Origin of the sequence: Myceligenerans pegani (assembly GCF_014892515.1) — a bacterium.
GTDB lineage: Bacteria > Actinomycetota > Actinomycetes > Actinomycetales > Cellulomonadaceae > Myceligenerans > Myceligenerans pegani.
In genome coordinates this window covers 216759-234734 of record NZ_JADBGR010000107.1, presented here as the reverse complement: position 1 = coordinate 234734, position 17976 = coordinate 216759, and the positions used below count along the sequence as shown (strand labels likewise).

At 74.4% G+C, this 17976-nt stretch carries 20 protein-coding genes; 13 read left to right on the top strand and 7 right to left on the bottom strand.

Translation table 11 applies throughout. From position 1 onward, the window contains the following. The first annotated feature begins 13 nt into the window (after window positions 1-13). The 3 genes from IIE03_RS21850 to IIE03_RS21840 all read left to right on the top strand — a co-directional run bounded on the left by IIE03_RS21850 (window position 14) and on the right by IIE03_RS21840 (window position 2327). A complete protein-coding gene (locus IIE03_RS21850) occupies window positions 14-631 on the top strand; it encodes a TetR/AcrR family transcriptional regulator (protein WP_192864877.1) in 618 nt (205 codons plus the stop codon). A 210-nt stretch (window positions 632-841) separates the two neighbouring features. Further along, window positions 842-1468, top strand: a complete 627-nt coding sequence (locus IIE03_RS21845) for a hypothetical protein (RefSeq protein ID WP_192864876.1) — start codon at window positions 842-844, stop codon at window positions 1466-1468. Between the two features lie 112 nt (window positions 1469-1580). Next, a complete protein-coding gene (locus IIE03_RS21840) occupies window positions 1581-2327 on the top strand; it encodes a sulfite exporter TauE/SafE family protein (RefSeq protein ID WP_192864875.1) in 747 nt (248 codons plus the stop codon). Between the two features lie 84 nt (window positions 2328-2411). Here the strand turns inward: IIE03_RS21840 and IIE03_RS21835 are convergent, their stop codons facing one another. Next, complete coding sequence (locus IIE03_RS21835; protein WP_192864874.1) at window positions 2412-3026, bottom strand: histidine phosphatase family protein; 615 nt, start codon at window positions 3024-3026, stop codon at window positions 2412-2414. Window positions 3027-3083: 57 nt separating this feature from the next. Further along, window positions 3084-3980, bottom strand: a complete 897-nt coding sequence (locus IIE03_RS21830) for an NADP-dependent oxidoreductase (protein ID WP_192864873.1) — start codon at window positions 3978-3980, stop codon at window positions 3084-3086. A 163-nt stretch (window positions 3981-4143) separates the two neighbouring features. Here IIE03_RS21830 and IIE03_RS21825 point away from each other — a divergent pair, with 163 nt between their 5' ends. Further along, complete coding sequence (locus IIE03_RS21825) at window positions 4144-5481, top strand: APC family permease (protein WP_192864872.1); 1338 nt, start codon at window positions 4144-4146, stop codon at window positions 5479-5481. Here the strand turns inward: IIE03_RS21825 and pdxR are convergent. Together pdxR and IIE03_RS21815 are read right to left on the bottom strand one after the other, a co-directional pair. Beyond that, a complete protein-coding gene (pdxR, locus tag IIE03_RS21820) occupies window positions 5426-6835 on the bottom strand; it encodes a MocR-like pyridoxine biosynthesis transcription factor PdxR (protein ID WP_192864871.1) in 1410 nt (469 codons plus the stop codon). The two genes, IIE03_RS21825 and pdxR, sit on opposite strands and share 56 nt — an antisense overlap. A gap of 36 nt (window positions 6836-6871) precedes the next feature. Continuing rightward, window positions 6872-8773 (bottom strand): acyl-CoA dehydrogenase family protein, encoded by a 1902-nt coding sequence (locus tag IIE03_RS21815; RefSeq protein WP_192864870.1) that lies wholly within the window; start codon window positions 8771-8773, stop codon window positions 6872-6874. Window positions 8774-8952: 179 nt separating this feature from the next. Here IIE03_RS21815 and IIE03_RS21810 point away from each other — a divergent pair, with 179 nt between their 5' ends. The 7 genes from IIE03_RS21810 to IIE03_RS21785 all read left to right on the top strand — a co-directional run bounded on the left by IIE03_RS21810 (window position 8953) and on the right by IIE03_RS21785 (window position 14463). Then, window positions 8953-9189, top strand: a complete 237-nt coding sequence (locus IIE03_RS21810) for a hypothetical protein (protein ID WP_192864869.1) — start codon at window positions 8953-8955, stop codon at window positions 9187-9189. After that, window positions 9186-9788, top strand: a complete 603-nt coding sequence (locus IIE03_RS21805) for a hypothetical protein (RefSeq protein WP_192864868.1) — start codon at window positions 9186-9188, stop codon at window positions 9786-9788. Before IIE03_RS21810 ends, IIE03_RS21805 begins: the two co-directional genes overlap by 4 nt. Beyond that, entirely contained in the window at window positions 9760-10518 is a 759-nt protein-coding gene (locus IIE03_RS21800) for a TetR/AcrR family transcriptional regulator (RefSeq protein WP_192864867.1), read from the top strand. The genes IIE03_RS21805 and IIE03_RS21800 overlap by 29 nt, the downstream gene beginning before the upstream one ends. 309 nt (window positions 10519-10827) lie before the next feature. Beyond that, window positions 10828-11280 (top strand): (2Fe-2S)-binding protein, encoded by a 453-nt coding sequence (locus IIE03_RS21795; RefSeq protein WP_408632863.1) that lies wholly within the window; start codon window positions 10828-10830, stop codon window positions 11278-11280. 5 nt (window positions 11281-11285) lie between these two features. Continuing rightward, window positions 11286-12002 carry an FAD binding domain-containing protein gene (locus IIE03_RS26160; RefSeq protein WP_332841711.1) on the top strand — a complete coding sequence of 239 codons (717 nt, stop codon included), beginning with the start codon at window positions 11286-11288 and terminating at the stop codon, window positions 12000-12002. Beyond that, on the top strand, window positions 11969-12265 hold the full coding sequence (locus tag IIE03_RS26155; RefSeq protein WP_318843134.1) for an FAD binding domain-containing protein: 297 nt from the start codon (window positions 11969-11971) through the stop codon (window positions 12263-12265). Before IIE03_RS26160 ends, IIE03_RS26155 begins: the two co-directional genes overlap by 34 nt. Next, window positions 12262-14463 (top strand): xanthine dehydrogenase family protein molybdopterin-binding subunit, encoded by a 2202-nt coding sequence (locus IIE03_RS21785; RefSeq protein ID WP_192864865.1) that lies wholly within the window; start codon window positions 12262-12264, stop codon window positions 14461-14463. Before IIE03_RS26155 ends, IIE03_RS21785 begins: the two co-directional genes overlap by 4 nt. An 84-nt stretch (window positions 14464-14547) precedes the next feature. Here IIE03_RS21785 and IIE03_RS21780 read toward each other — a convergent pair whose 3' ends face one another. The 3 genes from IIE03_RS21780 to IIE03_RS21770 are packed head-to-tail and all read right to left on the bottom strand — an operon-like array spanning window position 14548 to window position 16248. Beyond that, window positions 14548-15450, bottom strand: coding sequence for a LysR family transcriptional regulator (locus tag IIE03_RS21780; RefSeq protein ID WP_192864864.1), 903 nt, complete (start codon window positions 15448-15450; stop codon window positions 14548-14550). Between the two features lie 40 nt (window positions 15451-15490). Next, a complete protein-coding gene (locus tag IIE03_RS21775) occupies window positions 15491-15775 on the bottom strand; it encodes a hypothetical protein (protein ID WP_192864863.1) in 285 nt (94 codons plus the stop codon). Beyond that, on the bottom strand, window positions 15772-16248 hold the full coding sequence (locus IIE03_RS21770; protein WP_192864862.1) for a hypothetical protein: 477 nt from the start codon (window positions 16246-16248) through the stop codon (window positions 15772-15774). Before IIE03_RS21770 ends, IIE03_RS21775 begins: the two co-directional genes overlap by 4 nt. Before the next feature lie 190 nt (window positions 16249-16438). Here IIE03_RS21770 and IIE03_RS21765 point away from each other — a divergent pair, with 190 nt between their 5' ends. Continuing rightward, on the top strand, window positions 16439-17377 hold the full coding sequence (locus IIE03_RS21765) for a GlxA family transcriptional regulator (protein ID WP_192864861.1): 939 nt from the start codon (window positions 16439-16441) through the stop codon (window positions 17375-17377). A gap of 134 nt (window positions 17378-17511) precedes the next feature. Then, window positions 17512-17958, top strand: a complete 447-nt coding sequence (locus tag IIE03_RS21760) for an Hsp20/alpha crystallin family protein (protein ID WP_192864860.1) — start codon at window positions 17512-17514, stop codon at window positions 17956-17958. The last annotated feature ends 18 nt before the right edge of the window (window positions 17959-17976 follow it).

Genomic DNA, 17976 nt, shown 5'->3' with positions numbered 1-17976 from the left:
AGCATTGGCACGGATGACAGGGCAACGGCGACGGGGGCCGCGCGGGGACGTGTCCGCGGAGCGGATCGTCACGGCGGCCGAGCGCGTACTGGACCGGGGCGGGCTCACCGCGCTCACCCTGCGCCGGATCGCCGCCGAGGCGGACGTGACGCCGAACGCGATCTACACCTACGTCCCCGACATGGAGGCGCTGCGGAACCGCATCGGCGACAGGTTCCTCGGCACGATCGATCTCGCTCCGCTCCGCGACGCTCCGGACGCGGCGTCGCTCGAGCGGTTCCTCCGCGGCGTCCTCGAACGGTTCCGGGCGGCGCCGGCGCGGGTGGAGATCCTCGCCTCCCAGCGCGTCGTCGGCCCCCACTCCCTCGCGCTCAACGAGGCACTCCTCGGATTCTTCGACGACGCCGGGCTGAGCGAGGAACGCGGCTGGTCGGCCACCGCCTTCCTCACCGAATGGGTGCACGGGGCGGCCATCCTCTCCGCGTCGGAGACGCCGACGCCGCGCTTCCGGGCGGAGCTCGAAGCGACCGACCTCACCGCCTACCCGCGCACCGCCGCGATGCTCGGCGAGTCACCGGCCGCGGACGCCCTGAACCTCGTCGTCCATGCCCTGCTCGGGCGCGACCAGTAGGTGGGGCGTCCTTCCACCGATTCGGTCACGCCCGGTACGAACAAGGGCTTCGCGGAGCGTGATCAGATCGACGCGGCGCGTCGTCGGCTCGTCGGCAGTGGACACTGAGAGGCAGGCTATCGGCGACCGCCCGGCCGGGCTGGGAGGTCCTCGGCCGGCGTCTCCCGGCCGGCGGGAGGGGTCCCGCGCCGGGGAAGGCATGATTCGTCCATGACCGATCAACCGAACCCTGGTCGTTCGCCGGAGCAGCAGCCGGGCGGTGCGTGGGCGCGATGGGGCGTTGCCGCCGTCGCGATCATGGCGGGCATCGCCTTCATGGTTCGAGGCGTCGCATCCGGCGACGCCGCCGACTTCTGGCCCACCGGCGTCCTCGTCCTGGCCGCGGTGGTGGCCGGAGCCGTGCTTCTGGTCGTCGTGATCGCCCTGCTCATGATGCTCGCCAGGCGGAGTCGCCTTGATGATCTCGTGGCGATGGTGCGGGCTCGGCGGCCGGATGCCGTGGTCGTGCCGGGCGTCGTCGGGGCCGGAGCGGTCCGGTACACGATGAATCGACCGGGCGTCCCAGGGCACTTCGCCGTGTCGGTAACACCCCAGGCGGTAGAGGTGTGGCATCCCCAGTCGAAGCAGCCGCTGTCGACGAGGCCGTACGAGGGCTTCCGTGTCGAAGCTGTCGAGACCGTGATGTCCAACGGTCGCACGAGGGCCGTCGATCATCTGGTGTTCGGCGAGGGCGACACCGAGGTCCTGCTCGTTCCGGAGTACACGCTGCGATTTCGCGCGGACTACGTGGCTGACCTGGAACGGGCGCTCGACGAGCTCAAGAGCGGTCTACCGTGACGAGGCCCCCAGGGACGCCGGTCCTTGCGGCGCGGCCTGCCGCAGCGCACGGGTGAGACCGGCCGACGTCGCGGATTGACCGGTCCGGCGCGTCCGGGGAGACTTGATCGTCGTGGCTGAGCCCGACGGCATCTTTCTTCTCGTGATGTTGTTCGCGCTCATCCTGGTCTCCGGCGTCGTCCAGTCGCTGTCGGGGTTCGGGTTCGCGCTGTTCAGCGCGCCGCTCCTGACCGCGACGATCGGCGGGCCGCAGGCCGTCTCGACGATCCTGATCACCGGGACCGCCTGCGACATCGCGATCCTCGCGATGCGCCGCAGCGTGCCCCGCCCCGATGTGCGCGAGGCCGTGACGCTCGCCGGCTGGTCGGCCCCGGGGATGCTCGCCGGCGCCTGGCTGCTCGCCGCACTGCCCTCCGCCGGGCTGCAGGTCTTCGTGGCCGGTGTCGTCGTCGCGGCGGTCCTGCTCCGGCTGCGGACGCGCGAACGCCCGGTCGTCATCAGCACGCGGTGGGCCGTCCCCACGGGAGTGCTGTCCGGGGCGCTGGGCACCTCCACGTCGCTTGCCGGGCCGCCGGTGGTCTACTACCTCGTGCACCGCGGCCTCAGGCCGCACACCATGCGCGACACCCTCGTCGCCCTGTCGCTGGTCCGGCTGCCCCTGAGCGTCGTGTCGCTCCTGGTCGCGGGCGTGTGGGAGACCTACCAGTACTGGCCCGTGCTCGTCGTCGCCGCGCTCGCCGGCCAGTACCTCGGCACCCGCGCGTTCCACCGGTTCGGCCACACGAGGTACGAGCACATCGTGCTCGGCCTCCTCACCCTGGCCGCGGTCGTCTCGGTCGCCTCCCTGGCCCTGCCCTGAGCATGCGGTTGTTTCCGCTTCCCGCCGCACAACGGAAGAACCTCGTGGCGCGCGAACCACCGCATGGTCCGGGCCACGCGCCGCTCAGGGCCCGCTCCCGGCCGGCGTGTTCCACGCGGTGATCACCGGCCGGCCGTGCTCGGTGCCCAGTACCGACAGCGTCCCGGTGCCCAGCCGGAACAGCCGGCCCGCCGCCGGTTCGAGCCCCAGCCAGCGCGCGGTGAGGACACGCAGGACGTGCCCGTGCGCGACGACGGCGACGTCGCCGTCCTCGAGCCGCTCCCGAAGGTCCGCGAGGAGCGTGTCCACGCGGGCACCGACCTGCTCGATCGATTCTCCGGGATGGTCCCGGTCACCGGGGATCACGCCGTCGGACCACAGGTACCAGCCCGGGTGCTCCCGCTGGATCTCCTCCGTGGTGCGGCCCTCGTAGCCGCCGTAGTCCCACTCCCAGAGCCGGGCGTCGACCTCGGCGGCGTCGAGACCGGCGAGCTGCGCGGTCCGCCGCGCCCTGGCCGCCGGGCTGACGAGGGTGTGGGAGCTGGTCCGACGGCGTGCCAGCGCGGGTGCCAGCGCCCTGCCCTGTTCCTCGCCGCGGGTGGTGAGCGGTACATCGGTTCGTCCGGTGTGCCGGCCGGTGCGGCTCCACTCGGTCTCGCCGTGGCGGAGGACGACGAGCTCTGCTGACCTGGTCTGCATGCCGCCAGTGTGGCGGATCGGCACGAGTTCCGTGCCGAGAGCCGCCCTGACCGCCCGTCAGGGGACCAGCACGACCTTCCCGCCCGCGTGGCCGCCGTCGACCAGGGACTGCGCCTCGGCCGCCTGAGCGAACGGGAGCACCTTCGCGACCGGGACCGACACCTCGCCGCGGGCGACGAGGCCGAGCAGCTCGGCGAGGTCGGCCGCGGAGGGCTTGCCGCCGTCGGTGAACCGGACGCCCAGCTCGGCCGCGGCCGGGTCCGCGAGCGTCAGCACGCGGTCCGTGCCGCCGCGCAGCTCGATGCTGTCCGGCAGCGCGCCACGCCCCGCGGCGTCGAGCACGGCGTCGACCGTGGGCGTCACCGCACGGACCCGTTCGACCAGCCCCGGCCCGTACGAGGTGGGCGTCGCCCCGAAGGAGGCCACCCGATCGTGGTTCGACGGCGAGGCCGTCCCGATCACCGTCACGCCCGCGGCGGCCGCGAGCTGGGTCGCGAGCCCGCCCACACCACCGCTGGCGCCGTGCACCAGCAGCGTCTCGCCGGGCTTCGGGTCCAGGATGCGCAGGGCCCGCCGGGCGGTCTCGGTCACGACAGGCAGCGCCGCCGCCTGGGTCGCGTCCATGCCGTCCGGCACGGCCGCCCAGGATCGCAGCACCGCGTACTCGGCCGCGCCGCGGCCGGCGTGGCCGGCCACCCGGTCGCCCAGGCCGACGCCGGTGACACCGGGCCCCACCTGGTCGACGACGCCCGCCACCTCCGCCCCCGGCACGCCCGGCAACTCCGTGCGGAACATGCTCTCCATGGCGCCGGACCGCACCTTCCCGTCGAACGGGTTGACGCCCACGGCCTCCACCCGCACGCGGACCTGGCCGGGACCCGCGTCCGGCTCGGGGACCTCACCGAGGTGCAGCACCTCCGGGCCGCCGAACCGCTCGAATACCACTGCTCGCATGCGCTCTCTCCTTCAGGAACGGGGCCTGGCACGGCGCGGGCCGTCGCCCGCGCCTGCAGTCTCTCAGGCGGCGCCGGATCAGGCGGGGCGGGTCCGAGTGGCCCGAACGGCCCGGGCGCGATCGGCCCGTTCGGCGGTCCACCGGCCGCCTACCGTCACATCCATGCAGACACGTCTCAGCGTGCCCCAGGGGGCGGCGCTCACCATCGGTGCCATGCTCGGCACCGGCGTCATCTCGCTCCCGGCGCTCGCGGCGGGCGTGGCCGGCCCGGCGTCACTCGTCGCCTGGGCGTCGCTGGTCGTGCTGTCGATCCCGCTCGCGACGACGTTCGCCGCGCTCGGCGCCCGCCATCCCGACGGCGGCGGCGTCGCCACGTACGCCCGGCTCGCGTTCGGGGAGCGGGCGTCCACGATGGTGGGCTGGGCGTTCTACGGGACGATCGGGGTGGGCGCCCCGGCCGCCGCGGGCTTCGCCGGCGCCTACGTCGCCGACGCGACCGGCGGCGGCGCCGGGACCGCGCTCGCCACCACGGTCGCGATCATCGCGCTGTGCGCCGTGATGAACTGGTTCGGTCTGCGCGTGTCCGGCACGGCGCAGCTCGCGATCGCGGGGTCGGTGGCCCTGCTGCTCGCCGTGGCCGTCGTCGTCGCGCTGCCGCACGCCGAGCCCGGCAACCTCACGCCGTTCGCGCCGCACGGCTGGGCCGCCGTCGGCCCGGCCGCGGCGCTGCTGGTGTGGGCGTTCGCCGGGTGGGAGATCCTGGGGTCGCTGTCCGCCGAGTACCGCCGGCCCTCCCGCGACATCCCGCGTGCGACGGCGATCGCGGTGGCCACGGTCGGCGTCCTGTACCTGGGGGTCGCGTACGCCACCGTGGCGGTGCTCGGCCCGGCTCCGGGCCCCGCGCCCCTGTCGGACCTGCTCGTGCTCGGGTTCGGGGAGGCCGCGCGGCCGGTGACCACGGTGGTGGCCGTGCTGCTGACCGTCGGCGCGATCAACGTCTACTTCGCGGGCGGCAGCCGCATGGGCGCGGCCCTCGCCCGGGACGGCGGCCTCCCGGCGTGGCTCGCGACCGCACCGGGTCGCACGCCGCGCCGCTCCCTGGCCCTCGTCACCGCGATCGCTCTGGGGACGACGGCGGTGCTCGCCGGCCTGCGCGTGTCCACCGACACGGTCGTCCCCCTCGCGACCGCCACGTTCTCGCTGCTCTACGTGGTGGGCGCCGCCGCGGCGCTGCGCCTCCTGCCCCGGTGGGGCCTGGGCTGGTGGAGCGCGGCCGTGTCGCTCCTGGCCGCGCTGGGGCTGCTCGTCATGACCGGGGCGCACGCGACCGGCCCGGTCCTGGTCGCCCTGGGCGGCCTCGCCTGGACGACCTGGAGGCGCCGCCGGGCGCGGACGACGCCGCCGATGCGGGAACAACCGGTCCTCGTGGCGGAACCGTCGGGCGTCATGGGCTCAGCAGGGTCTCCAGGACCCGGATGCCCGGCCGGATCGAGCTCGTGACCGCGCCGCCGAATCCGAGCGCGATCCCGTCGCGGTGCGGACCCACCGCGTAGGCGCCGAGGGACTCCAGGGCCACCGACCGCCGTCGGGCACGGGCCACGAGCCTCGACGAGTCCAGCGACGCGTCCGGACCCAGGTAGGCCGCCACGTGCAGCCCTGCGGCCGACGGCACCGGCTCGACGGGCAGCCCCGCGAGGGCGTCCAGCAGGATCTCGTGCCGCTCGGTGTAGTGGGCGGACGCCTTGCGGACGTGCCGGGCGAGCAGGCCGTCGTCGATGAACCGCGCGAGCGCGGCCTGCACGTGCACGGCGCCGTGGCCGTCGGTGAGCTGCCGCGCGGCCAGCAGGGCGTCGCGGAGGGACGCCGGCGCCACCAGATACCCGGCGCGTAGGCCCGGCAGGAGCGACTTCGAGAACGTGCCGACGTAGATCACCCGCCCGTCCCGGTCCAGCGCCTGCAGCGACTCGAGCGGCCGGCGGGCGCGGCGGAACTCGCTGTCGTAGTCGTCCTCGAGCACGGCCGCGCCGTGCCGCGCGGCGTGCGCGAGGAGGGCGCGGCGCCGGGGGAGGGACAGCGGCATCCCGACGGGGAACTGGTGCGACGGGGTGGTGTAGATCAGGCGGGCGTCGACGGGGATGTCGGACACGACCAGGCCCTCCGCGTCGACGGGCACGGGCACGACGCGCGCGCCGTGCAGGGCGAAGAGCTCCCGGGCCTCGCGGTATCCCGGGTCCTCCATGGCGACGACGTCGCCCGGCTCCAGCAGCACGCGCGCCACGAGGTCGATCGCCTGCTGGGTTCCGGTGGTGGCGATGACGTCGTCGGCCCCGGCGTGGACCCCGCGGGAGCCGGCCACGTACCGGGCGACGGCCGCGCGGAACCGCGGCAGGCCCGCCGGCCCGGCGTAGGTGCCCGCCGCGGGACCGCCGACGCGCGACTCGGCGGCCAGGAGCCGCCGCCAGGTGTCGAAGGGGAAGAGCGCGGCGTCGGGGATGCCGACGTGGAAGTCGTGGGTCGCGGCGGGCTGGTCGCCGCTCGTGGGGTGCGGGGCCCAGCGCCAGCCCGCCCGCGGGCGCAGGGCACCGGGTCCGCGGCGGGGCGGCGGCGCGTCGCGGGCAGCGGCGGCGGCGAAGGTGCCGGCTCCTGTCCGGGTCTCCAGAAAGCCCTCGGCGACGAGCCGCTCGTACGCGGTGGCCACGCTCGCGCGGGAGACTCCGAGGTCTCGCGCGAGCTCGCGGGAGGACGGCAGCCGCTCGCCGGCCGGCACGCGCCCGGTCGTCAGGGCGGCGTGCAGGGCGCGGTAGATGGCGTCGGTGCGCCCGGTCCGGCTGCTGAGATCGACGGCGAGGTCCACGCCCCGATCATGACTCATCGCGTGCGGCAGGCCTGCCTAGTCATCGGTGGTCGAGGCGATCCACGGGCCCGTGCCTTCCGACTGGTCGACGATGCCGTCCTCCAGCCAGCGCACCCGGCCGTCCATCACGGCCCGGGCCAGACGGGTGTCGGACCGGGTGGTCGAGGACGTCAGCGCGCGGAAGCTCGCGGCCACCCGCAGGCGCGCCTGCTCGCAGAAGGCGTCCGCGAGCCGGACGGCGTCGCCCCCCGCGTCCGCGTCCTCGCGGCGCATCGCCTCCGCCCGCGTGCAGGCGGCGGACATGGCGAACAGCTCGGCGCCGATGTCGACGATGTGGCCCAGCAGCACCTGCTTGCGATCGAGGCGCACCTGCCAGCGGGCCATCGCGGAGAAGGTCCGCCGGGCCAGGGCGCGGGAGGAGCGTTCCACGAAGCGCAGGTGCCGGGCGAGCCGCCCGAACTCGCCGTACGCGCCGGGCCGCATCCCCTGGCCGGCCACGAGCGTCGGCAGCCACCGCGCGTAGAACCCGCTCGCGCCGACCGCCGCGTGGGCCTTGGCCAGCAGGTCGGCGTCACGGGAGGCGAGCTCGCCGGCCGCGTCCAGGTGGACGTCCACCGCCTCGCGCGCGATCAGCAGTCGCATGATCTCCGACGACCCCTCGAAGATCCGGTTGATCCGCATGTCCCGCAGCAGCTGCTCGGCGGGTACGGCACGCTCACCACGGGCGGCGAGGGACTCCGCCGTCTCGAAGCCGCGACCCCCGCGGATCTGGATCAGCTCGTCGGCGACCCGGTAGCCCATCTCGCTCGACCACAACTTCGCCAGCGCGGCCTCGATCCGGACGTCCCGCTGCCCGGCGTCGGCGAGCCCCGCGGACAGCTCGAACACGGACTCGAGGGCGAACGCCGTCGCTGCGATGAACGCGAGCTTCGCGCCGACCGCCTCGTGCTCGCCGATGGGCCGGCCCCACTGGACCCGCTCCGTCGACCACTGGCGGGCGATGCTCAGCGACCACTTGCCGGCCCCCGCGCAGATCGCGGGGATGGACAGGCGACCGGTGTTGAGCGTGGTGAGCGCGATCCTCAGGCCCTGTCCCTCGCGCCCGAGCCGGTTCGCGGCCGGCACCCGCACCCGCCGGAACCGGGTGACCCCGTTCTCCATCCCGCGCAGTCCCATGAAGCGGTTGCGGTGCTCGACGGTGATCCCGGGGGAGTCGGCCTCCACCACGAACGCGCTGATGCCGCCCCGGACGCCGTCGTGCGGGGGCACGGCCGCCATGACGACCAGGACCTCGGCGATCGGCCCGTTCGTCGTCCAGAGCTTGACGCCGTCCAGGAGGTACGCGGAACCGTCCTCGGTCGGCGTGGCGGTCGAGCTCATCCGGGCCGGGTCGGAGCCGACGTCGGGCTCCGTCAGCAGGAAGGCCGAGATCGCGCCCGCGGCGCACCGCGGCAGGTACTCCTGCTTCTGCTCCGGCGTGCCGAACATGCGCACCGGCTCCGGCACGCCGATCGACTGGTGCGCCGACAGCAGCGCGCCCAGGCTCGGGTGGACCGTGCTGACCAGCATCAGCGCCCGCCCGTAGGCCACGAGCGACAACCCGAGGCCGCCGTACTCGCGGGGGATCTTCATGCCGAAGGCGCCGATCTCGCGCAGAGCCGCGACCGTGTCGTCGGGCACGCGGTCCTCGCGTTCGATCCGTGCGCCGTCGATCGTCCCGCACAGCTCGGTGAGCGCGTCCAGGAACTCGGTGCCCCGCGCCGCGAGCTCCGGGTCGGGCACGGGGTACGGATGGATCAGCTCGAGATCGAAGGAGCCGAGGTAAAGGCCCTTGGCGAAGCTCGGGCGCGCCCACTCGCGCTCCCGGGCCTCCTCGGCGACCTCGCGGGCCTTGCGCTCACCCGGTGTCGGGGACTGTTGCCTGGCGTCGACGCTCATGACGGACCTCCCGGCGGGCCGGCGGACGGGGGTCGCTGCTCGCCGCGGTGCGGGCGACCTGGCGCCGGCGGACGTCCCAACATCGTAGGCGGGCGCCGGACCGCTGGCCACCTCCGGCCGCATCGCCGGGTCGGAGGGGGACTTGCCGAGTCAATGTTAATAGCATTAGCATTGCGGTCATGACTCCTCGGGCCACCCGGACCGCGATCCGTGCGATCCACGTCGCCCTCGGACTGTGCGTGGGCGCGGTCGTCTACGCGCCGGCGACGTGGATCGACCCGTTGCGCGGCGCGCTCGGCGCCGTCGTCGTGCCGCTCCTCGTCGTCACCGGGGTCACCCTGTGGCAGCAGGCGCGGCTGCGGCGGCTCGTGTCGTCGCTCGCGCGGCGCCCTCGCACCGGGGCGGCGGCGGAATGACGGCGGGCGTCCCCTCGCGGCCGCTGCCGGGCAACGCCGTCCTCCTCGCGTGGTTCGTCGTGACGGCGCTCGCCGCAGCCGGCGTGCAGATCTGGCTGCAGGCGACCTTCCGCCTCGCGCACCACCCCGTCCCGCTCGCGCAGGCCAATCTCGAGGCCGACCCCGCCGTCGTGCGCGGGTGGTACGAGCAGCTCCTGGCGCAGGGCACGTATCTGCAGTTCGTCCGGGCCGAGCTCGTCGACCTCCTGTGGCCCGCGTGTCTCGCGGGCGCGCTCGTGTCGCTGTACCGCCTGATCGGCGGACTCCTGCGCGTGCTGGATCCGCCGGTCGCGCGCCTGCTGGTCCGGCTGGCGCCGTTCGCGGCCGTCGGGCCCGCCTTCGACGTCGTCGAGAACGGCTTCTCCCTCGCCATGCTCACCGACCCCACCGGCTTCCCCGACTGGTGGGCCACCGCGCACGTGGTGGCGTCGTGGTGCAAACTCGCCGGGTCCGTGCTCGCCGCGGTGGCGGGCTCTACGCTGACGGTGGTCGCGCTCGCGGGGCGGGCCGGGCGCGTCAGGAAGGCGGCGGATGGCGGACAAGCACTACCACCACGGTGACCTGCCCCGCCAGCTCGTCGAGGTGACGCGGCGGATGGTGGAACGGGACGGGCCCGGGGCCGTCACCGTCGCGCGGATCGCACGGGAGTGCGGCGTGAGCGTCGCCGCGCCCTACCGGCACTTCGCGAACAAGGAGGCGCTGCTCGGGGCGGTCGCGGCGCAGGGCTTCGCGGAGCTGCGCGACGTGCTGGCGCGCGAGGTCGGGGGGAAGGTCCCCCCGGCGGACGGCGGCGTGACGCGGCGCGGCGCGACGGACGGGGGAGCGACGGACGGGGACGGGGCGGACGACGGCGCGGCTGACGACGAGGCCGCACACGACCTGGCGCCGGACCACGCGGCGCCGGACCACGCGGCGCCGGACCACGCGGCGCCGGACCATGCGGCGCCGGACCACGCGGCGCGGGAGCGGCTCGTGGCCGCCGGGGCGAGCTACGTCGGCTTCGCGCTCGCGCACCCTCACCTGTTCCGTCTCATGTTCAGCGCGCACCTGCGCGACCCCCAGCCCGAGGCCGGCCCGGCCGCGCTCGCCGCGCTCGGGGACGTCGTCGGGCAGGTGGAGCTGCGCGTTCCGCTCGAGACGGCGGTGCGCACCACCTGGGCGCTGGCCCACGGCCTCGCGGTCCTGCGCATCGACGGCATGCTCACCTTCACCCGTGACGACTCCCCGTCCCGCCTCCGCGACGAGCTGCAGGCGTTGCTGACCGGGATCGCCCGGGAGCCCGGAGCGTGAGCGCGCCGTCGGAGGGCCGCGCTCCGGCAGCCCGTAGCCGGGCCCGGCAGCCGCGCCGACGGGCGTGAGACCCGCAAGGTATCAATCGCCGGGAATCGGTATTGGACCGGGCGCGCGTGGCCCGCGAAAGCTGTGTGCATGGAGACGAGACCACCCCGCAGCAGGCTGACCAGACGAACCTTCATCGCCGCCGCGAGCACGACAGGGACGGTCGTCGTCGCCGGCGCACCCGGGCCGACGGCCTCCGGCGAGGAGCCCGCACGACCTCCCGGACCGGCGGCGGCACGTGGCGACGGCACCACCGGCCGGGTGACGTTCACGCTGAACGGACGGCGCACCTCCCTGGTCGTCGACAACCGGACCTCGCTGCTCGACCTGCTGCGCGAACGACTCGACCTCACGGGCACCAAGAAGGGGTGCGACGCCGGCGCCTGCGGCGCCTGCACGGTCCACGTCGACGGCCGTCGGGTCAACGCCTGCCTGACACTGGCGGTCCGGCTCGAGGGAGCGGAGGTCACCACGATCGAAGGGCTCGCGCGGCACGGAGGCCTCCATCCCCTGCAGAGGGCGTTCGTGGAGCAGGACGCGCTCCAGTGCGGGTTCTGCACACCCGGGCAGATCATGTCGGGCGTCGCCTGCATCCATGAGGGCCATGCCCGGTCCCCGGACGAGATCCGCGAGTGGATGAGCGGAAACATCTGTCGCTGCGGCTGCTACGTCAACATCGTGCGGGCGATCGGCCAGGCCGCCCGGGGGAGGTGACGGCCGTGCGACCCTTCACCTACACGCGGCCGGGCACCCTCGCCGAGGCCATCGGAGCCGGGCGGCGCGGCGGTCGCTACGTCGCCGGCGGGACCACTCTCGTGGACCTCATGCGCGAGGGCGTCGAACACCCCGGGGAACTGGTGGACCTCAGCGGGCTCGGGATGCGCGGCGTGCGCCCGGTACGCGGAGGCGGCCTGCGCATCGGCGCGCTGGCCCGGATGGCCGACGTCGCCTCCAGCCCGTTCGTCACCACGGCGTACCCGGTGGTGTCCCAGGCGCTCGAGAGCAGCGCGTCGGCGCAGCTGCGCAACATGGCCACCATCGGAGGCAACCTCATGCAGCGCCCGCGCTGCGCCTACTTCCGGGACGTCTCCGCGCCGTGCAACCGGCGCGATCCCGGATCCGGCTGCGCCGCCATCGGCGGTGAGAACCGGACCCACGCGATCCTGGGGGCGTCCGACAGGTGCGTCGCCACCCACCCGTCCGACCTCGCGGTGGCGCTTTTGCCCTCGACGCGCTGGTGCACCTCGTCGGTCCGGACGGACGGCGCGTCGTCCCCGTCGCCGACTTCCTGCTCCCGCCGGGTGAGGACCCGCACCGGGAACACGACCTCCGGCCCGGCGAGCTCATCGCCGCCGTCGTCGTCCCCGCACCTCGCAGGCCCCTGCGTTCCGGATACCTCAAGGTGCGCGACCGGCAGAGCTTCGAGTTCGCGCTGACCTCCGCCGCCGTCGCCCTGCACGTGCGAGGCGGAGTCGTCACCGACGCCCGGATCGCCGCGGGCGGCGTCGGCACCGTGCCGTGGCGGCTCACCGCGGTCGAGGAGCGCCTGCGCGGACGGCGCGCCGCCGAGCCGCTGTGGGCCCACGCGGCCGAGGCCGCCGCCGAGGGCGCACGGCCGCTGGCGCGCAACGGTTTCAAGGTCGACCTGCTCCGGCGCACCGTCGAACGCCAGCTCCGAGTCGTGGGAGGCACTCCATGAGCTCGCAGTACCCGTCCGCCGTCGGCGCGCCGCGGCCGCGCGCCGACGGGCGCCTGAAGGTCACCGGCCAGGCCCGCTACGCGGCCGACCACGGACCCGACGACGGCGTGCACGACCTCACCCACGCCGTCCTCGTCGACGCGACCGTCGGGCGCGGACGCATCACCGCCATCGACACCCGCGCCGCCCTGGCTGTACCCGACGTCCTGACCGTGATCCACCACCGGAACGCGCCGCGGCTCACCTACCGCGACAACCCCTTCCCCGACTCGATCAACCCGCCCGGGGAACGCCTGCGCGCCTTCCAGGACGACCGCGTGCGATTCTTCGGCCAGCCCGTCGCCGTCGTGGTCGCGACCACGCTCGAGGCGGCACAGCACGCCGCACGCCTCGTCGAGGTCACCTACGACGCCGAACCGCCCGCCCTCGACCTCGCCACCGCCCCCGTCGACGAGCCCGTCGAGTACTCCCGCGGCGACGTCAGGGACGCCCTCGCCGCCGCCCCCGTGCGGCTCGACGCGACCTACCGCATGGCACGCAACCACCACAACGCCATGGAGCCCCACGCGATCGTGGCCCGCTGGGACGGCGACCGGCTCACCGTGTGGGAGAAGACGCAGTGGGTGACCGACCCGCGCAACGAGCTCGCGGCGGCGTTCGGCATCCCTCAGGGCGCCGTGCGGTGCTACTCGCGGTTCGTCGGGGGAGCGTTCGGCAACGGCGGCCGCACCTGGGTCCACTCGGTGGCGGCGGCGCTCGCGGCGCGCGAGGTGGGTCGGCCCGTCAAGCTCGTCCTGACCCGTCGGCAGCTGTTCTTCGGCGTCGGGTTCCGGCCGGCGTACGACTACCGGGTCGGCATGGGCAGCGACCGTGACGGGCGGGTGACCGCCCTGGTCCACGACATCGTCGGCGAGACGTCGACCTACGAGCGCCACGAGGACGACCTGGCCCTCGCGCGGATGCTCTACGACGTGCCGGCCGTGCGCCAGGAGGTCCGGCTCGCGCGCCTGAACGTCAACACCCCCACCTGGATGCGCGGGCCCGGATGGTCGACGGCGGCGAACGCGCTCGAGATGTCGCTGGACGAGCTCGCGCACGAGCTGGGCCTGGACCCGCTCGAGCTGCGGATGCGCAACGAGCCGGCCGACGACCCGTCGACCGGGCAGCCGTTCTCCACCCGGCGGCTCCGCGAGTGCTACGCGGCCGGGGCACGGGAGATCGGCTGGCACCGCCGCCGCCCGGACGGGACGCGCGACGGCGACTGGCTGGTCGGCCTGGGCATGGCCGCGGGCGCCTACCCGACCGAACGCGCCCCCGCTCAGGCACACGTCCGGCTCGACGCCGGCGGCACCGCCGTCGTCCGGTCCGCGACCAGCGACATCGGGCCGGGCACGACGACGTCCATGGCGCAGGTCGCCGCCGACGCGCTGGGACTGGCCCCGTGGGCCGTCGAGTTCCGGCTCGGCGACTCGGCGATGCCGCCCGCACCCGTGCAGGCTCTGGCATGGACCATGGCGAGCGTGGGCTCGGCGGTCCAGTCGGCCTGCGGTGACCTGCGCCGCACGGCGGTCGAGCTGGCGACCGGCGACGAGCGGTCGCCTCTGTACGGGGAGGACCCCGCGGCCGTCGTCGTCCGGCGTGGCTGGATGCATCCGCGGGACGATCCGCGCCGCGGCGAGACCTACCAGCAGCTCCTCACCCGCAACGGCCGGACGCATCTCGAGGTGACCGGGGGATACGAGCCCCCGGAGGAGAGCGCGTTCTCGATGTACGCGTACAGCGCGATCTTCGCCGAGGTCGGGGTCGACTCCCGCCTGGGCATGGTGCGCGTGCGGCGTCTCGTCGGGGTGTTCGACGCCGGGCGCATCGTCAACCCGATGCTCGCCGAGAGCCAGGCGTTCGGTGGGATGACCGGCGGGATCGGCCAGGCGCTGCTGGAACGCACCGTCACCGACACCCGCGACGGCCGGATCGTCAACGCCGGCCTCGTCGACTACCTCGTCCCCGTCAGCGCTGACGTGCCTGAGATCCGGGCGATCTACCTGGACGGATCCGACGCCGAGGCCAACCCGATCCGGGTCAAGGGCCTCGGCGAGGTCGTCCAGGTCGGCGTCGCGCCGGCGATCGCGAACGCCGTCTTCAACGCGACCGGACGCCGCGTCCGGGAGCTCCCCATCGCACCCGAGCACCTGTTGTGAGGACGACGGTGAACACGAGATCCACCGCGGCCGCTCTCTCCACCGGAGCCCGGATCTCGCTTCACCCCACGCCCCAGGGCGCTGCTACCCGGCTTCGGCGGGGACCGCCGCCGGCTCGGCTCCCTGCGGGCTGTGGCCGGCGGCCACCTCCGTGGCGGCCCGGACGAAGGCCGCGACCGCGCGGGACCGGGACGTCTGAGGCCAGGCCACGGCGAGCTCGAACGGGCTCAGATCGTCGACCGGCCGGTAGGCGATGTCCGGACGCTGATGCCGCTGGGCGAGCGAGACCGGCACGAACAGCACCACCTCTCCGAACTGGATGAGGTTGAAGACCTGCGAGAGATCGAGGTGCGGGGCATCCTCGGGCGTCCGGGGCAGGCCTCCGTCCGCGGCGGGGGACCCGTCGGGGAGCGACCTGCCCTCCAGGTCGGTGAGGCACAACGAGGCTCTGGCGGCCAGTGGGTCCGACGCCGGAAGGGCGACCAGCCGTGGTTCGGACGCCAGGGGCTCGTGGTCGAGCCCGTCCAGGTCGTAGGGGGAGGGGAGGAGCGCGACGTCGGCGCGTCCCTCCCGCAGAGCGGGCGCCTGCTGCCCGCGCGACCCGAGCACGAGGTCGGCCGGCAGATGGTCCTCCTGACGGCGGTAGGCCTCGAGGATCGGCGTCAGGAGACCGCCGTCGAAGTCCGCCTTGAGCGCCACGCGCAGGGTCGGGCGGGTGGCCCCGGCGTGCCGGGCACGTCGGGCAGCCGCGTCGATCAGGTCGAGCGCGGCCCGGGCGTCGTCGAGCAGGGCCTCGCCCGCGGACGTCAGCCGCACCGTACGCGTCGTGCGCACGAGGAGCTGCACGCCCAGCCGGTGCTCCAGCGCGCGGATGGCCCGGGACAGCGGCGGCTGAGCGATGCCGACCCGGGCCGCCGCGCGCCGGAAGCTGAGTTCCTCGGCCACGGCGATGAAGTACCGCAGCTCGCGCGTCTCCAGGTCGCTCACGCCACCAGGGTATCGACGAGGCGGCCGCGGCCGTGGCCCGTCAGACGTAGAGGTCGTCGGTGTCGCCCGCGAAGGGGGCGGGCGAGGCGGCGCGGCCCGCGAGCAACCCGCCGATCCCCGGGACGAGAGCGAGCAGCCAGACCCGGTGCCGCCCCCGCATGACGAGGACCGCGGCGAGCACGGTGACGGTGTAGGCGAGTCCGTGGACCGGTCCCAGGACGCGGGAGATCGCGGGGGCGTGCACGGTCGCGATGTTCCCGAGCATCAGCGCGAGGGTCGCCAGCTCGACCGAGCCGATCAGGTGCAGCAGGCGGCGGGGGCTCACAGGCCGACCCCCGTCGTCGACCCCGGCCGGTAGATCATCAGGACGACGACGATCGCCCAGAGGAGGTTGAAGACGCCCACCTGCATGCCGAGCCGGCGCACCGTCCGCGCCGGTCCGGCGGCGCCGGCGTCGTCGGCGAGCGCCCGCACGACACCCCGCTGGCCGGGGAGGACGGCGGCGACCAGCACGACGGCGGCCGCCGCGGTGAGCACCATGGACACGATCAGCCAGGCGTCGCCGAGCACCCCGATGCTCGCACCGGTGGCGAGTCCGAAGACGGGGACGAGGACCGCGATCACGGAGTAGACCCGGGTGATGCGGTGCAGGATGCGCACGACGGCGGTGCGGCGCGGGTCGTCCGGGGCCACGAGCGCCTGGCGGGCGAAGCGCGGGAACATGCTCGCGGCGACCGCGACAGGGCCGATGGTGAGAATGGCGGCCAGGACGTGGACCGAGAGAAGGAACGCGCTCATGGCTGGACGGGCCCGGCGGCGAGGGGGACGGGGACATCGGGGACGGACCGAGGGTGTGGCTGGGGCACGGCGCCTGCTTTCTGTCGGAGTCGTCGTCGATCCTGGTGTGGTGCGAGGTGACGCGCCAGTGGCTGACAGGACAAGATTTGCCTGGATCTCGCCATCCCTGCCGGAGGCCTAGGATGCGGGCATGAAAACGGTCGTGGTGCTGGCTCTGCCGGATCTGATCGCCTTCGATCTGGCCACGCCGATCGAGACGTTCGGGCGTGTCCGCCTGCCCGACGGGCGGCCCGGGTACCAGGTGCTCGTCGCGGGCCCTGACGACGTGGTCGACGCCGGACCGGTCCGCCTGGCGGTCGATCACGGGCTGGACGCCGTCGACCGCGCCGACCTCGTCGTCGTGCCCGGGCGCAACGATTCCCTCCGCCCGTCCCCTCCCGCGGCCGTCGAGGCCCTGCGCGTCGCGGCCGGACGCGGAACGCGCATCGCGTCGATCTGCGTCGGAGCGTTCACCCTGGCCGAGGCGGGCCTGCTCGACGGCAGGCGCGCCACGACCCATTGGCTCGCGGCGGACGAGCTCGCACGCCGGTACCCGTCGGTTCGGGTGTATCCCGATGTGCTCTACGTCGACGACCACGACGTCCTGACCTCCGCCGGCGCCGCGGCGGGAATCGACCTCTGCCTGCACGTCGTGCACACCGACTACGGCGCCGCCGTCGCCGCAGACGCCTCCCGTCTCGCCGTCGCCCCCCTGCACCGCGCCGGAGGGCAGGGGCAGTACATCCTGCGCAACCGGCCGACCGCGCGCGCCGGAGCCCTCGAACCCGTGCTCGCCTGGATCGAGGCCAACGCGCACCGTGAGCTCACGCTCGCCGACCTCGCCGCCGCGGCAAGGACGAGCCCGCGCACTCTGACCAGGAGATTTACCGAGGCGACCGGCCAGAGCCCCATGCAGTGGGTCGCCGGCGTCCGTATCCGTCACGCCCAGGAGCTCCTGGAGACCACCGACTACACGATCGACCGCGTCGCGAGCCAGGCCGGATTCCCGACGACGAGCAACTTCCGCACCCAGTTCCAGCAGGTCGTCGGGACGACGCCGGGCGCGTACCGCAGGACGTTCCATTCCTGACGAGACGGCCGCCCGTGCGGCGGCAGCGCTACCGGGCGGCCGACCCGGTGGTCCGTCCGCCGTCGGCGAACCCGGAAATTGAGTCGGGTCGACTCAAGTTGTACCGGGTGTACATCTCTTCCGAGGAGGACAGCATGACCACCACCCTGACCCGCTCGTCCCTGGTCCGCTCGCCGTTCGTCGACGCCTGGCTCCGTGATCTGCGCACCCCGGTCCTGACCACCGTCGAGCGCGCGGCCGATCGCGCACGCCCCGCCGCCGACGTCTACCGCGACGGCGAGGACCTCGTGGCCCGCCTCGACCTGCCGGGCATCGACCCGGCCGAGGACGTCGCGGTCGAGATCGAGGGCCGCAAGCTCGTGGTCCGCGGGGAGCGCAAGGACCAGCGCACGGAGGACGCCGAGGGCCGGCGGATCTCCGAGGTGCGGTTCGGCGAGTTCCGTCGCGTCGTCACCCTGCCGCGGGCCGTGGACGGCGACGCCGTCCGCGCGTCCTACGACGCCGGAGTGCTGACCGTGACGGTCGCCGGCGTCTTCACCGGCACGACGCCGCAGCGCATCGAGGTCACCACGGCGGCCTGACCGCAGCGGCGGCATCGC